The sequence below is a fragment of the Homoserinibacter sp. GY 40078 genome (assembly GCF_008017545.1).
GTDB lineage: Bacteria > Actinomycetota > Actinomycetes > Actinomycetales > Microbacteriaceae > Homoserinibacter.
Genome location: NZ_VRTZ01000001.1, coordinates 371,778 through 387,154, shown reverse-complemented (window position 1 = coordinate 387,154; position 15,377 = coordinate 371,778). Strand labels below are relative to the sequence as shown.

The window sequence follows — 15,377 nt, the reverse complement described above, 5'->3', positions numbered from 1 at the left end:
TGCGCCGGGAGGCTAGGCCACCCGGCGCACCGCGACCCGGCGCCGCCCGCTGGTCGCCCACGACCCGGCGGCTATCACGAGGGGAACGCCGCCCGCGACGAGCGCGAGCTGCAGCCACGGCGGCGCGAACTCCGTGAGCGGGCCGCTCGTCACGGGTGCCCCCGTCGCGTGCGCTACCCACGTCGCAACTGCGAGCGCGAGCACCGGCAGCAAGCCGATCGCGGCGCCGAGCAGGGATCCGATCCCCGATATCACGATCGCCTGCCAGAACGCCACGGAGCGGCGGAGCGACGGAGGCGCGCCGATCGCGTCGAGCACCTCGTCGTCCCGTCGCGCGTCTGCGCGAGCAAGCCCGATCGCGATGGAGGCCGCCCCGAACGCGATGATCGCCGTGAGCCCGAGCAGCGCCCAGGCGAACGTGGCGCCGTATGCGCCGGGGCCGTTCTCGTAGTACGACCACGCCCCCGGAGCCAGCGTCTGCAGCGCGAGGTTCATGGCCTGCGACTGCTGGTCGCTGGGGGCCGCGTCCAGCCGCGCGAGCACCCGGATCGGCCCGTAGTCGATCCCCAGACGGTCGGCGGTCGCGGGTGCGAGGACCACCCCGACGGTCAGCTGGAACCCTGGATCCTCGTACATCGCCGGCACCTCCACCTGCGAGAGGGGCGTCGACCGCTGGTCCGGGAGGTAGGTGCTCATCGCAACCTGTTGAGCGCTCCACGTGTCGATCGTGAGCTCGTCGTCGGAGACGTACTGCGGATACAGCGCCACCGCGCCGCCCTGCTCGAGCATCCGCACAGCGGCGTCAGTCGGGCGGTGGCCGAGGAGCGCGGCGAGGTCGTCGGAGTCTCCGACGAGCAGGTGCGCGTCGCCTGTCCCCGTCAGGTAGTTGGGGCATGGGGTCACCGCGTTGGAGAACGGCAACGCGGGGCTGCCGCAGTCCGGATCCAGCCGCGCATACGGGAACACGAACTCCCGTTCGGATCCGTCACCGTCTGGCCAGACCTCCGGGTCCGGCACCCCCTCGATCACGGTGATCTCCTGCGGATCGTAGATGCCGCCGAGCGCATCCACGGTCGTGTGCACCTGGTCCTCGGTCGCGGGGTGCGGACCGTCCTCGTCGCGAGGGGCGATGTTCGCGATGAGGGTTCCCCGGGGGGCCGAGTAGAGATAGCCCGCATCGGTCGCCACCTGGTTCGACGAGACGAAGGTCATCGCGAATGACGCCACGAACACCGTGCTCATCACCGCGGCGACTGCGGGCACGGATCGCGAGTGGTTGCGGCTCGCGTCGCGGCTCGCCAGCCGTGCGCCCTCTCCGACCCGCGAGAAGGGCCGAGCGAGGAGCGCGAGGAGCGCGGGGGTGGCGAGCACGAGGCCGAGCTGGGTGGCGATCGCGCCGATCACGAGAACGGTGATTGCGACGACGGCGAGGTCGTTGTTGTACGCCGGCCAGTAGCTGAGCACCGCGAGGAGGCCGCCCACGGCGAGTCCGGCGAAACCCGCCAGCGCGATCACTGCTCCGGCGACGGCGCGTCGGGGCCGTGCGGGCCGCGGCCGGCGGGCTCCGCGCAAAGCCTGCACCACATCGATCCGGCGTGCGCCGACCGCGGCCGAGAGCGCGGCGATCCACCCCGCAAGCGTCGCGACGAGCAGCACCGTCGTCAGGACGAACACGTTCGGGTGGAATCCGGGGAGCGTCGTCGCATTGCCGTCGTCGCTGATCCGCAGGAACACCCAGCCGCCGCCCATGCCGAGAGCGACCCCCAGGAGTCCGCCGATGGCGCCGAGCACGATGCCGCCGGCCGAGACGATGCGTGCGATGAGGCCCGGTTCTCCCCCGACGCTCGCGATCGTCGCGAGTGCGCGCTGGTCGGCCCGCATCCCGACCACGAAGGCCGCGCCGGCGAGGAGGCACACCTGGAAGAGCGCGAACGACCCGAACATCAGGAACAGGGGGAGGAAGCTGACGATCGTGCCGAGCTCCGGCGACTCGGTCCACGGACGATCCTTGCCGACCGTGTAGTCGGCGGGTGCGCGCGGATGCTCGACCACCTCCCGCGAGTAGACCACCATCCCCGAGCGGTTGAGTTCGCGCACGGCATCCCAGTCGAGCGGGAGATCGGCCACGTAGTAGCTGGAGATCGACGGATCGGGGGCGTTGGCCGTGATCGTGCCGGTGCGGGCGAAGACGACGACGCTCGAGTCATAGCGCGCGAGGTCCTCGATGATCCCCACCACCATCAGCTCGCGGTCGCGGGGCTCGGTGACGTGCAGGGTGCCTCCGAGCCCGACGCCGAGCCGCTCGACCGCGGACCGGTTGACGGCGACCTCGTCTCGGCCGCGCGGCTCGCGCCCCTCGGCCAGGTGGTAGCGGCCGTCGAGCGCGGGGTCGCCGGCATCCCCCTCGACGATCGTCACCCCCGCGATGCCCGCCTCGGTGCGGACCGTGGCCGCCGATTCGGTGATCGTGAGCAGCCGGGTGCCCCGCGGGAGCACGTCTGCGGGATCGAGAAAGGGGTCGTTCTCGTCGAAGCCGGTCGCCATCCCGTTCGCGTCGGTGTCGCGCATGTAGCTCCAGGCCTCCGTGGGCGCCTGGTCGAGCGTGGGGTCGGGCGGCGACACCACCGAGACGAGCGCCTCGGTCTGCCCCAGCGTGTAGGTGAGACGCTCGTCGGTGGTCGGCACGGAGCTCGTGACCACGACGCCGGCGCCCGCGAGTCCCGCGGTCGGCAGAGCCACAAGAGCCACGATGAGGGCACTGCGACCCGGGTGCCGGCGTGCGGTGCGTGCCGCGATGCGTGCGGCGATCCGACCGCGGTGGCGCGATTTCGTGGGGAGCCCGTCGGCCCGCGTCCTCATGCGTGCCGCCCCACCATCGTCTCGACCCCGCGGTAGGCGGACTCGTCGACGATGCGGCCGTCGCGGATGAAGACGATGCGATCGGCCCAGGCTGCATGCCGGGCGTCGTGGGTGACGAGGATCGCCGCCGCGCCGTGATCCACGCGTCCGCGGAGCATCCGGAGCACGACCTCGCCCGTCGTGGAGTCGAGCGCACCGGTCGGCTCGTCGGCGAGGATGAGCGACCGGCCGCCGACCACCGCGCGCGCGATCGCGACGCGCTGCTGCTGTCCGCCGGAGAGGTCGTCGGGGAAGCGGTCGGCCTGCTCGGCGAGCTCGACCGTCGAGAGCGCGTCCCGGGCGGCGCGATGCGCCTTCGAGGTCTTCCATCCGTCGAGTTCGAGCGGGAGGGAGACGTTCTCGATCGCGGTGAGCGCGGGGACCAGGTTGAAATCCTGGAACACGAACCCGAGGTGGCGGCGGCGCAGGGCGGCGAGCTGCCCGGGCTTCAGGCTGCTGAGCCACTGCCCGTCGACGATGACCTCGCCCGAGGTGGGCCGCACGAGGCCCCCCGCGACGGTGAGCAGGCTCGACTTCCCCGACCCGGATGCTCCCATCACGGCGACGAGTTCGCCCCGCCGGATCTCGAGGTCGATCCCCGAGAGGGCGGTGACGGAGGTCGACCCCTGGCCGTACTGCAGCGAGACGCCGTCGAGGCGCAGCACGGGTGCGGCGGTCATCGTGCCGCCTCCGTCGACTCGGACGCGGGGCGCTCGGCGGGGCGGGGGTGGGCGGCGTCGCCGGGGTCCGGGTCGCGTCCGTCGCGGATCCGCGTGAGACGCCCCTCCACGTGGTCGAGCCAGCGGCTCTCCGCTTCGAGCTGGAAGATCATCGACTCGAGCACGAGCTCCCAGGCGAGGTCGCCTCGGTCGTCCGTGCGCTTGAGTCGGGTGAGATCCTGCAGCGCACCGAGGGTCGCCGACCGCTGCGTCTGGATGAGCGCCGTGATGTCGAGGCCCGGGATCGTCACGGCGAGTGCGAGCTTGATCGCCAGCTCGTCGCGCGTGGCGCCCTCCCGGATGACCGGCCGGGTGAGCCACGTGTGCGCGGCGTCGCGCCCCGCCGCCGTGATCTCGTAGAGAACCTGCACTTCGTCGGTGCTCGCTCCCCGCCGCACGAGGCCGTCGCGCTCGAGGCGGTCGAGGGTGGTGTACACCTGTCCGATGTTGAGCGGCCAGGTACCGCCCGTACGTCGCTCGAACTCGGATCGCAGCTGGTACCCGTAATTGGGCCCCAGCGAGAGGACCGAGAGAAGACCCTGCCGAACGCTCATGTCGCTCCTTGTGTGGTGGATGTGCGTGCTGAGTATATGCATACCGAGTATGCAGTCCGCGCAGCATCAGGGGAAACCCTGAACTCCGCCCGCGCATGAGCCCCACATGAACTCTTCGTGACATGACGAATCGGCCCTTGCGCAATGTCGGTGGCCCGGGTGAGGGTGTAAGTGGCCCCCGAACGGGGGGTAACCCGACCACGCTGTCCACCCCGAACAACGGAGAACCGCCGGTCATGTCAATTCCAGATTCCCGCGACGCCGCGCCCCGCCCCGCGCGTCGAACCCTCGCCGCCATCGCGGCGGCTGCCGTCGCAGCCCTCGGGCTCGCATCCCTGAGCGCCACGCCCGCGCTCGCCGCCGACACCACCCACACGATCGCCGAGGTACAGGGCACCGGCGCCGCCACCCCGCTCTCGGGTCAGACCGTCACGGTCGAAGGCGTCGTCACCGGCTACTACGCCGCCCCGTCGAACTACCGGGGTCTGTATTTGCAGACCGCCGAATCCGGAGGCGACGACGACGCCACCCCGGGCGCGAGCGATGGGATCTTCGTCTACTTCAACCAGCTGTATCCCGATGTCGAGATCGGCGATCTCGTACGGGTCACCGGCACCGCGGGCGAGTACCAGGGCCAGACCCAGCTCACCGCCACGAGCGCGTCGGCGTACGAGTTGATCACCGCTGACGTCGGCCTTCCTGAGGTCACGCCGCTGCCCGACACGGTGGTGGGCGACGACCGCGAGGCGCTCGAGGGCATGCTCGTCGAGACCACGGGCGACTACCGCCTCGCCTCCACACACGAGCTCTACAACTTCGGCTCCCTCTGGCTCTCCGCCGGAGGCGAGCTGGTGAAGTCGACCGAGACCACCGACGCCGGGCCCGCGGCGGATGCGATCGCCGCGTCGAACCTCGCGCGGCGCCTCGTGGTCGACGACGGCTACTCGATCCGCGTCGACAACAGCCAGCACGTCGGCGACCAGCCCTACCTCACCGCCGACACGGTGGTCCGCAACGGAGACCGCTTCGTGGCACCCGAGGAGGCGATGATCCTCGGGTACGGCTTCGACGCCTGGCGGCTGCAGCCGCAGATCCCGCTCACGGACGCCTCAGACGCGAGCTACAAGCCCACGTTCGAGACGCTCAACCCGCGCCCAGAGTCGGCTCCCGAGGTGGGCGGCGACGTCCAGTTCGGCAGCTTCAACGTCTTCAACTACTTCACGACCTTCGGGGGCGACGCGCGCGGCGCGGACGACGCCGAGGAGTTCGCGGAGCAGAAGGCCAAGGTCGTCGCGGCGATCAACGGACTCGGTGCCGACGTGATCGCGCTCGAGGAGATCGAGAACTCCGCGGTACTGGGCGAAGAGACGGACGAGGCGCTCGCCGATCTCGTCGACGGACTCAACGCGGATGCCGGTGCCGGAACGTGGGACTACGTGCGCTCGCCGGATGCGATCACCGAGGCGGGCAACGACGTCATCACGACGGCGATCATCTTCAAGCCTGCGCTCGCGACCCCCGTGGGCGACAGCTTCGCCGACACCGACGCCGTGTGGGACATCGCCCGGAAGCCCGTCGCACAGACCTTCGACATCGGCGACGAGCGACTCGTGACCGTCGTGGCGAACCACTTCAAGTCGAAGAGCCCGCCGTCCGGCAACACGGCCCCGGAGCCCGCGGACGGGCAGGGCTTCTTCAACTCAGAGCGCACCGCCCAGGCGGAGCGGCTCGTGGAGTTCGTGGACGGCATCGCCGACGACCCCGAGAAGAGCCCGGACGTCATCCTGCTCGGCGACTTCAACGCCTACGGCCAGGAGGATCCCGCCCAGGTGCTGACCGCCGCCGGGTTCACCGACCTGGTTCCGACGAAGGCCGAGGGCCAGTACACCTACACCTTCAACGGCGAACTCGGCTCGCTCGACCACGCCTTCGTGTCGTCGTCGCTCGCCGCATCGGTGACCGGCGTCGGGGTCTGGGGTATCAACTCGGCCGAATGGAGCGACCGCGGGTACGCCTTCGGGGCGACCGACGGCGAGAGCCCGTTCCGTTCGAGCGATCACGACCCTGTGATCGTCGGTGTGACCTCCGCCGCTCCCCCGGTCACGATCGACCTGCTGAGCATCAACGACTTCCATGGTCGGCTCGAGGCCACGTCGACGACGGCGGGCGCCGCGGTGCTCGGAGGCATGGTGCGCTCGTACGAGGAGCAGAACCCCAACACGCTGTTCGTGGGCGCCGGCGACCTGATCGGTGCGTCGACCTTCACGTCGTTCATCCAGAACGACGAGCCCACGATCGACGCGTTCAACGAAATCGGGCTCGACGCGAGCTCCTTCGGCAACCACGAGTTCGACAAGGGGCGCGCTGACGTGGATGATCGCATCCTCGAGCACGCCGACTGGCCCTACCTCGCGGCGAACCTCTACGACACCACGACGGGCGAGCCCGCGTACCAGGAGTACGAGCTGCGGGAGTTCGACGGGGTCACGATCGGATTCATCGGTGCCGTGACAGAAGACCTTCCGACGCTCGTCAGCCCGGCGGGCATCTCGACCCTCGACGTGCGCGAGGTGGTCCCCGAGGTGAACCGGGTGGCCGACCAGCTCTCCGACGGCGACGAGAGCAACGGCGAGGCCGATGTGCTCGTGCTGCTCGTGCACGAGGGCGCGGCGACGACCGACATTTCGAGCGCGACCGACGACTCCAAGTTCGGGCGCATCGTGAACGGGGCCGACCCCGAGATCGACATGATCATCTCGGGGCACACGCACCTTGCATACGACCACGATGTGCCGATCCCGGGCACGGACCGCACGCGACCCGTCATCTCGGCCGGCCAGTACGGCGCCATGTACGGCCACTCGACGATCGTCGTCGATCCCGCCACCGACGAGGTGACGATCGACACCGAGATCCTCGACCTGATCGGGGCGTTCGAGCCCGACCCGGCGGTGGCCCAGATCGTGCAGGATGCGGTCGACGTCGCCCAGGAGCTCGGCTCGGTCTCGCTCGGCGAGATCACCGAGGACATCCGCCGGGCGGTGCAGTCCACCGGATCCGAGAACCGCGGAGGGGAGTCGACGCTCGGCAACCTCATCGCCGACGCGCAGCTCGCGGCGACCGCCGACCTCGACACCGAGGTGGCTCTCATGAACCCGGGTGGCATCCGCGCCGACCTCGTCTACGCGAGCAGCGGCGCAGGTGACCCGGATGGCAATGTCACCTACGCCGAGGCGGCGGGCATCCAGCCGTTCGCCAACACCCTCGTCACGATGAACCTGACCGGCGACCAGCTGGCGCAGGTGCTCGAGGAGCAGTGGCAGCCCGAGGGGGCACCGCGGCCGTTCCTGAAGCTCGGGCTGTCGGAGGGGCTCAGCTACGTGTACGACCCCGCCGCACCGGCCGGGGAGCACATCACCTCGATCACGCTGAACGGCGAGCAGGTGACCGGCGACCAGGTGATCCGGATCGTCACGAACTCGTTCCTCGCTTCGGGCGGTGACAACTTCACGACGCTCGCCGAGGGGACGGATCGGGCCGACTCGGGCCGTATCGACCTCGACGCGTTCGTGGACTACATCGGCGAGAACTCGCCGGTGGCGCCGCCCACCGAACAGCGGTCCGTTGGCGCGACACTGTCGGCTCCCGCCGACGGCGAGGCCTACCTGCCCGGCGAAGAGGTCACGGCCGAGCTGTCGTCTCTGCTGTTCAGCGCGGTCGGCGACGTGGACGGCGACGCGACCGTGAGCCTCGACGGCACCGTACTCGGCACCGCGCCGGTGGACTTCGCGATCGTCGACACGCTCGACGAGCAGGGGACCTCGACGGTGACCTTCACGATTCCGGACGGCACGCCCGAAGGCGTCGCCGTGCTCGAGATCGGCGGCCCCGGCGGCACCCTCGTCGAGCTGCCGATCACGTTCGGGGCCGGTGAGGAGCAGGAGCCTGTCGCCACGCGTACGAGCGGGTCCGCGCCGTTCCTCGTGTGGCGTGGTACGCCGGTCGACTACAAGGTCACGGTGCGCACCGAAGACGGCTCACCCGCCGTCGGAACGCTCGTGATCCGCGATGGTCTCAAGATCGTCGCGCAGGTGGATCTCACCGCCGCCGACGCAGGCCACACGCGGGTGCAGCTCGGAAAGTTGTCCCGGGGTCTGCACGTGCTGACCGCGCAGTTCTCGGGCGACGGATTCGAGCGTTCGCTCAGTTGGCCGTCGCTCGTGCTGGTGCTGTAGAACCGCCCGCAGAGAGTGTGACGACCCCCGTACATGAAGGTGCGGGGGTCGTCGCCCCCCGACGACAACCCCCGCTCCGGACTTCTTCCCCCAAAGATTGGTCCGGGTACCTGGCGATGACGTTAGTGATCGCTGAGAGCTGGCCGCATGACCCAGAAGGGGGGACACCCGGACGGGGGTGACCTCTCCACCGATCGCGCCGGATCGGCCGCGCCCGTCGCAGGCGGCAGGTACCGTGGGCGCATGCCCTCCGCCCCCGATGTGCTGCACCGTGTCTTCGGCTACGCCGAGTTCCGCGGCGACCAGGCGGAGATCATCGATCAGGTCGTCGGCGGGGGCGATGCGGTCGTCCTGATGCCCACCGGCGGCGGCAAATCCCTGTGTTACCAGATCCCCGCACTCGTGCGGGAGGGCACCGGCGTCGTCATCTCTCCGCTCATCGCCCTCATGCAGGATCAGGTTGACGCGCTGGAGGCTCTCGGCGTGCGGGCTGCGTTCCTCAACTCCACCCAAGACCCCGACGCCCGCCGTCTCGTCGAGCAGCAGCTGCTCGCCGGTGAGGTCGATCTGCTGTACCTCGCCCCCGAGCGCTTGCGCCTCGACGCGACGCTGTCACTGCTCGACCGCGCCCCCCTCGCCCTCTTCGCCATCGACGAAGCCCACTGTGTCTCGCAATGGGGCCACGACTTCCGTCCCGACTACCTCGGTCTCTCCGTGCTCCACGAGCGCTGGCCCGACGTTCCCCGCATCGCACTCACGGCGACCGCCACCGACGCGACACGTCGGGAGATCGTCGAGAGGCTCCAACTCCGCGATGCGCGACAGTTCGTGTCGAGCTTCGACCGACCCAACATCCAGTACCGCATCGAGCCGAAGAACCAGCCGCTCGCGCAGCTGCTGCAGCTGTTGCGAACCGAGCATGCGGGCGACGCCGGCATCGTCTACTGCCTGTCGCGGGCCTCCGTCGAGAAGACAGCCGATGCGCTCGTCGCGGAAGGCATTTCGGCCCTCCCGTATCACGCCGGACTCGACGCATCCGTCCGTGCACGCAACCAGTCGCGGTTCCTCCGCGAGGACGGCATCGTGATGGTCGCGACGATCGCCTTCGGCATGGGGATCGACAAGCCCGACGTGCGTTTCGTCGCGCACCTCGACCTCCCGAAGTCGGTCGAGGGGTACTACCAGGAGACCGGTCGCGCCGGGCGCGACGGCCTCCCGTCGACCGCCTGGCTCGCCTACGGCCTTCAAGACGTTGTGCAGCAGCGCCGCATGATCCAGGAGTCCGAGGGCGACGCCGCGCACAAGCGCCGCACATCACAGCACCTCGACGCGATGCTCGCCCTCTGCGAGACGGTCGAGTGCCGACGGGTGCAACTCCTCGCCTACTTCGGGCAGGCCGCCGAACCGTGCGGCAACTGCGACACCTGCCTCGCCCCGCCCGAGGCCTGGGACGGTACCGTTCCTGCGCAGAAACTGCTCTCGACCATCGTGCGACTCCAGCGCGAGCGCAACCAGCGGTTCGGCGCGGGGCACCTCATCGACATCCTGCTCGGACGTGACACCGACCGCGTCCGGCAGCAGCGGCACGACGAGCTGCGCACCTACGGGATCGGCACCGAGCTCGGCGAGCAGGAGTGGCGCGGGGTGGTGCGTCAGTTGCTGGCGCAGGGGCTGCTCGCGGTGAACTCCGACGGATACGGAACGCTCGTGATCACCGAGAGCTCCGCATCCGTGCTCGACGGTTCACGCCAGGTGATGCTGCGACGTGAGCCCGAGCGCGTCGCGAAGCGCGCCAAGCGCACCGCAGGTGCCGAGCTTCCGGAAACGGCCCGGCCCCTCTTCGAGCGCCTCCGCGCCTGGCGCGCCGACGTCGCCCGCGAGCAGGGGGTGCCCGCCTACATCGTCTTCGGCGACGCGACACTTCGGGGCATCGCTCTGACCGAGCCGACGACGCTCGAAGAGCTCGGCACGATCTCCGGGGTCGGCGAGAAGAAGCTCGACGCCTACGGCGAGGCCGTTCTCGCGGTCGTGGCAGAGCACGCGCCGCAGCCCGTCGGCGCCGACCCCGCCGAGCCGCGGTAACCCACTCCTCGCGTCCGTCCTCGCGCCCCCGGACCACTCCTCCGCGCCCTCTGCCCTGCCCCGATCCGCCCCACCCTGCCCCGATCCGCCCCACCCTGCCCCCGTTCAGAAATGCAGGAGACCTGGCTCGTTGGCCCCGTTGCTTCCTGGATTGCGGCCCGCGGCAGCAAGAATCTCCTGCATTTCTGACAGCGCGAGCCGGAGGCAGCGCCGCGCAGAGGGGGTCGCAGCAGGGCGCCGGGCGGCGCCCGCGGTCAAGGCGGGGTGCCGCTACGCGTCGGGCGCGGCGTACACGCGCCGGCCGCCCACGAACGTCTGCAGCACCCGAGTCGCACCGATCTGATCGGCGGGCCCGTCGAACGGGTCGCGGTCGAGCACCACCAGGTCGGCGAGCTTGCCCGTCTCGATCGTCCCCGTGTCCGCCTCGCGGTGATTTACCCACGCGCTGCCGGCCGTGTAGGCGGTCAGCGAGGTCGCGAGGTCGATGCCCTGTTCCGGATGGAACGGCGGATACTCGCCGTCTTCGTGACCGGGGGCGGCCGTCCGGTTCACGGCGGTATGGATCGCCGCGAGAGGGTCTGGAGTCGACACCGACCAGTCGCTTCCCGCAGCGAGCACCGCCCCGGCGCGCTGCAGGTCGCCGAAGGGGTACTGCCACGCCGAGCGCTGCTCCCCGAGGAACGGGATGGTCAGGTCGATCATCTGCGGCTCGAGCGTCGCCCAGTAGGACTGCATGTTCGCCGCCACCCCGAGCTCGCGGAAGCGCGGCACGTCATCCGGATGGATCACCTGGATATGGGCGATGTGGGGACGGTTGTCGAGGCGGCCGTTCGCGGCGATGGCGTGCTCCACCGCGTCGAGGCACTGCCGCACCGCGCGGTCGCCGATCGCATGGAAGTGCACCTGGAAGCCGAGCGCGTCGAGGCGGGGCACCGCCTCGTTGAGGATCTCGGGCGGCACGAACGAGATGCCCGAATTGTCGGTCGGGTGGCCGTGACCGTCGTGGTACGGATCGATCATCGCGGCCGTGAAGTTCTCGGCGACGCCGTCCTGCATGATCTTCACGCTCGTCGCGCGGAAGTTCGCGCTCCGGTACCGCTCGCGACGCTCGACGAGCGAGTCGATCTGCTCGAGTCCGGCGGTGCGATCCCACCACAGCGCCCCGACCACACGCCCGGTGAGCAGACCCTCCGCATCGGCTCGCAGGTAGGTCGCGCCGGCGTCGCGCAGGTCCGCATATCCGCCGATGATGGCGTCCTGCCACGAGGTGATGCCGAACGAATGCAGGTAGGACTGACCGCGCAGCAACCCCGCGAGCATGCCGTCGTCATCGACGGGCGGGATGAGGCGATCGACGAGACTCATCGCGCCCTCGTGCAGGGTGCCGCTCGGTGCGCCGTGGGCGTCTCTCTCGATGCGGCCGTCCGCGGGATCGGGGGTCGACGCGTCGATGCCGGCCAGCTCCAGCGCGCGCGAGTTCACCCACGCGCCGTGGCCGTCGCGGTTCGGGAGGAACACCGGCCGGTCGCGCACTACCTCGTCGAGGAGTGCTGCTGTCGGTGTGCCGCCGGGGAATGCCGACATCGACCACCCGCCGCCGGTGATCCATTCCTCATCGGGATGCGCCGCCGCGTACTCGGCCACGATCGCGACGTATTCGGCAGCCGTGCGGCCCTCGTTCAGGTCGCAGCTGAGTAGCTCCAGCCCTCCGGAGACCGGATGGACGTGGGCGTCCTGAAACCCGGGCACGAGCATCCGCCCCGCCAGGTCGATGACCTCGGTGCCGGCGCCGACCAGTTCGCGCGCCTCCGCCCCGAGGGCGACGATGCGCCCCGCGCGCACGGCGACCGCGTCGGTGCGGGAGCGCACAGTCGTGGCAGTGAAGACGGGCCCCCCGAGGAAGACCAGCTCGGCGTCGGACATCTGACCTCCGGTGCTATCCGCCCGCCATGGTGCGGGCGATCTGGGCGGACGAGTCGCCTGCGCGCCGCAGCACGAGAGCGACCACGGCGAGTGCCGCGAGTGTGATGAGCAGCATGACGGTCGACACCGCGGCGATCTCCGGGCGCAGCCCACCGCGCAGCGCACTCAGTACGTACACCGGCCACGGCGTCGACCCCGACACCTGCACGAACGAGGAGACGATCGTGTTGTCGAGCGAGAACGTGAAGCTGAGCAGCAGGCCCGCGAGCACGGCGGGCATCGCGAGCGGGAGGGTCACCCGCCGGAAGGTGCGCAACGGCGAGGCGTAGAGATCGGCGGACGCCTCTTCGAGGTTCGCGGGCAATCCGACGAGGCGCGCCCGCACGATGTAGCTGACGACGGCGACCGAGAACAGCGAGTGGCCGATCACGAGTCGCACCGTGCCGTCGTTGAACATCGACAGGCCGAGGTCCTGGCCGAGGAAGACGAGCCACGGCAGCAGCGAGATCGCGTCGACGATCTCGGGCGTGACGGACACGAGGATGAGCAGCCCCATGAACCAGGCGGCCCAGCGTCCCGGTCGGCGCGCCAGCGCGATCCCCGCGAGCGTGCCGAGGAGCGTGGCCAGCAGCGCCGCGATGAAGCCTGTGCGCAACGACACCATGACCGCATCCGAGAGCACGTGCTTGCTGAACAGCGCGGCGAAGCTGTCGAGCCCGAACGCCTCGAAGCTCGAAAGCAGCCGCCCGGTGTTGAACGAGTAGATGACGATCACGATGATCGGCGCGAACAGGAACACGAGCACGAGTACGCCCCACACCGTGAGCAGCCTGTCGATGACGGGCTTGCGGAGGCGGTGGATGACGGGAGGGGCGTCGGTCGTCGAGGACGTGCTCACTGCGTCACCCCTGAATCCAGCCGCACCCGGTAGGAGCGCCGCAGCGGCCAGGAGACGAGCCACAGAGCGGCCCCGACCGCGGCGGCCGATAGCACGATGATGACGATCAGGGTGATCGCCATGGCCGACCCCAGGGCCCAGTTCTGCGCGGTTTGGAACTGCGCGGCCACGAGCTGACCCACCATGTTGCCCTTCGCTCCGCCGAGCACGGTCGCCGTGATGTAGTCGCCCATCAGCGGGATGTAGACGAGCAGCACCCCGACCACGATGCCAGGGCGCGCGAGCGGCAAGGTCACTCGCCAGAGCGTGCGGAAGCGCCCGGCACCCAGGTCGCGGGATGCCTCCCGCAGGGGCTCGCCGACCCGATCGAAGGCGACGTACAGGGGCAGGATCATCAGCGGAAGGTAGTTGTAGACCACGCCGAGGAGAACGGCGCCCCGGGTGTAGAGGATGTCGAACGCGGGCAGGCCGAGCGTCTGCGCCGCCTGCGACAGCCAGCCTTCGGGCGAGAGGATCACCTGCCACCCGATCGTGCGGACGAGGAAGTTCGTCCAGAACGGCACCAGTACGAGTGCGAGCAGCAGCCCTCGCCACGATGGGGGAGCTTTGACGGCCATCCAGTACGCCATCGGGGCCCCGATCAGGAAGCACAGGGCGGTGCCGGTGAGCGCGATGTTCATCGTCGCCACGAATGTGTCGAAGAAGGTCGGCGTGAGCACCTCGAGGTACCGGTCGAACGAGAGCCGATCGGTCGCGTGGGTCCCGAAGAGCCCGGGCTTGTATCCGAAGCTGTACCAGAACACGACGGCGACGGGGGCGATGAAGAACACCGCCAGCCACACCCACGCGGGGAGCGCGAGTGCGAGTCCCGGCAGCCGCAGCCTACGCACCCGCGGCGGCCTTCAACTTGTTCCAGATCTCGACGTTGCGCTCCTGCGCCTCGTTGATCTCGCCGTCCTGCATGGTGGCCAGCTGCTCGGGGGTGAAGAACACGAGGTCGAGCATCTCGAGCCCTGCTTCACGCGCCTGCGCCTCCACATCCTTGGCCCCGGTGTGGTACCCGATGTAGTCGAGCTGCGCGACCGCGAACTCCGGGTCGAGTACGAAGTTCAGGAAGGCGTGGGCCGCCTCGGGGTGCGGCGCGGATGCCGAGATGGCCCAGTTGTCCATCCACAGCTCCGTCGCGGGGGCACCGAGCACCCACTTCCAGCGGTCGGGCTCGGGCGAGTTCATGATCCCCAGTCGAGCGTCGCCGTTCCACGCCTGCATGAGCGCGTGGGTCGCCTGCGGGATCGCCGCTCCGCCCGGGTACGAATCGAAGGCCGCCAGATGCGGTGCCAGGTTCTCGATGAGGTACGCCTCGGCGGCGTCGATGTCGGCGGCGTCAGTCGTGTCCCAGTCGATGCCGTTCGCCCAGTAGTAGATCCCGGTGATCTCCACCGGGTCGTCGAGCACGCTCGTTCGGCCGCTGGCCTCGTTCTGGGCGGCATCGAGGAAGTCGTTCCAGGTGGTGAGCTCCCGGTCGATCACGGTCGTGTCGTACACGAAGCCGGTCGTGCCCCAGGCCTTGCAGATCGAGTAGGCGTTCTCCGGATCCCAGTCACGCGCCAGGTAGGCGGGGTCGACGTATTCGATGTTCGGGATCAGGTCGCGGTTCAGCGGCATCAGCAGGCCGTTTTCGATGAGCTGGGGGATGTAGACCCCGGTCGGGACGATGATGTCGTACCCGGACGTGCCCTTGGCGGCCACGAGCTTCGCGATCATCTCCTCGTTCGAGCCGTAGGAATCGAGGGTGATCTTCGGCCCGAGGTCGGTGGTGAACTGCTCGAGCACCTCGGGGGCGTCGTAGTCGCCCCAGGTGTAGATCGACAACGCGTTTTCGAGCGCACCCCCCGTGGCCCCGGGAAGCGGAGTGCCGTCTGGGGAGGTGCACGCGGCGAGCACCATCGTCGTCCCCGCGCCGGCGGCGAGGGCGAAGAACCCGCGACGTGAGAGCTCTCGGCGCACGATCGGGGCGGCGGCCTTGCTGGTCAGGATTCGGACGTCGTGCGATGAGCTCATGGGGTTC

General features: G+C 69.7%; 9 protein-coding genes. 2 read left to right on the top strand and 7 right to left on the bottom strand.

Annotated features, from left to right (window positions below):
- Nucleotides 1-12 precede the first annotated feature (12 nt).
- Genes FVQ89_RS01850 through FVQ89_RS01840 form a run of 3 tightly spaced genes read right to left on the bottom strand, consistent with a single transcriptional unit; the run spans nucleotide 13 to nucleotide 4,171 of the window.
- Nucleotides 13-2,859, bottom strand: coding sequence for a hypothetical protein (locus tag FVQ89_RS01850; RefSeq protein WP_147900220.1), 2,847 nt, complete (start codon nucleotides 2,857-2,859; stop codon nucleotides 13-15).
- Complete coding sequence (locus FVQ89_RS01845) at nucleotides 2,856-3,578, bottom strand: ABC transporter ATP-binding protein (RefSeq protein ID WP_147900219.1); 723 nt, start codon at nucleotides 3,576-3,578, stop codon at nucleotides 2,856-2,858. The genes FVQ89_RS01850 and FVQ89_RS01845 overlap by 4 nt, the downstream gene beginning before the upstream one ends.
- Nucleotides 3,575-4,171, bottom strand: a complete 597-nt coding sequence (locus tag FVQ89_RS01840; protein ID WP_147900218.1) for a PadR family transcriptional regulator — start codon at nucleotides 4,169-4,171, stop codon at nucleotides 3,575-3,577. Before FVQ89_RS01840 ends, FVQ89_RS01845 begins: the two co-directional genes overlap by 4 nt.
- Nucleotides 4,172-4,407: 236 nt before the next feature.
- Here FVQ89_RS01840 and FVQ89_RS01835 point away from each other — a divergent pair, with 236 nt between their 5' ends.
- Both FVQ89_RS01835 and recQ read left to right on the top strand, forming a co-directional pair.
- On the top strand, nucleotides 4,408-8,406 hold the full coding sequence (locus FVQ89_RS01835) for an ExeM/NucH family extracellular endonuclease (protein ID WP_147900217.1): 3,999 nt from the start codon (nucleotides 4,408-4,410) through the stop codon (nucleotides 8,404-8,406).
- A 147-nt stretch (nucleotides 8,407-8,553) separates the two neighbouring features.
- Complete coding sequence (recQ, locus tag FVQ89_RS01830) at nucleotides 8,554-10,488, top strand: DNA helicase RecQ (RefSeq protein WP_222706025.1); 1,935 nt, start codon at nucleotides 8,554-8,556, stop codon at nucleotides 10,486-10,488.
- 270 nt (nucleotides 10,489-10,758) lie between these two features.
- Here the strand turns inward: recQ and FVQ89_RS01825 are convergent, their stop codons facing one another.
- Genes FVQ89_RS01825 through FVQ89_RS01810 form a run of 4 tightly spaced genes read right to left on the bottom strand, consistent with a single transcriptional unit; the run spans nucleotide 10,759 to nucleotide 15,370 of the window.
- Nucleotides 10,759-12,411, bottom strand: coding sequence for an amidohydrolase (locus FVQ89_RS01825; protein WP_147900215.1), 1,653 nt, complete (start codon nucleotides 12,409-12,411; stop codon nucleotides 10,759-10,761).
- A gap of 13 nt (nucleotides 12,412-12,424) precedes the next feature.
- A complete protein-coding gene (locus FVQ89_RS01820; protein ID WP_370454438.1) occupies nucleotides 12,425-13,309 on the bottom strand; it encodes an ABC transporter permease in 885 nt (294 codons plus the stop codon).
- A complete protein-coding gene (locus FVQ89_RS01815) occupies nucleotides 13,306-14,199 on the bottom strand; it encodes an ABC transporter permease (protein ID WP_255513359.1) in 894 nt (297 codons plus the stop codon). Before FVQ89_RS01815 ends, FVQ89_RS01820 begins: the two co-directional genes overlap by 4 nt.
- Complete coding sequence (locus tag FVQ89_RS01810) at nucleotides 14,192-15,370, bottom strand: spermidine/putrescine ABC transporter substrate-binding protein (protein WP_147900214.1); 1,179 nt, start codon at nucleotides 15,368-15,370, stop codon at nucleotides 14,192-14,194. The genes FVQ89_RS01815 and FVQ89_RS01810 overlap by 8 nt, the downstream gene beginning before the upstream one ends.
- Between the last annotated feature and the right edge of the window lie 7 nt (nucleotides 15,371-15,377).

Excerpts from the sequence above, each read along its gene's own strand:
- FVQ89_RS01850 (WP_147900220.1), bottom strand. The coding sequence starts at position 2,859 with ATGAGGACGCGGGCCGACGGGCTCCCCACGAAATCGCGCCACCGCGGT.
- FVQ89_RS01845 (WP_147900219.1), bottom strand. The coding sequence starts at position 3,578 with ATGACCGCCGCACCCGTGCTGCGCCTCGACGGCGTCTCGCTGCAGTAC.
- FVQ89_RS01840 (WP_147900218.1), bottom strand. The coding sequence starts at position 4,171 with ATGAGCGTTCGGCAGGGTCTTCTCTCGGTCCTCTCGCTGGGGCCCAAT.
- FVQ89_RS01810 (WP_147900214.1), bottom strand. The coding sequence starts at position 15,370 with ATGAGCTCATCGCACGACGTCCGAATCCTGACCAGCAAGGCCGCCGCC.
- FVQ89_RS01825 (WP_147900215.1), bottom strand. The coding sequence starts at position 12,411 with ATGTCCGACGCCGAGCTGGTCTTCCTCGGGGGGCCCGTCTTCACTGCC.
- recQ (WP_222706025.1), top strand. The coding sequence starts at position 8,554 with ATGACCCAGAAGGGGGGACACCCGGACGGGGGTGACCTCTCCACCGAT.
- FVQ89_RS01835 (WP_147900217.1), top strand. The coding sequence starts at position 4,408 with ATGTCAATTCCAGATTCCCGCGACGCCGCGCCCCGCCCCGCGCGTCGA.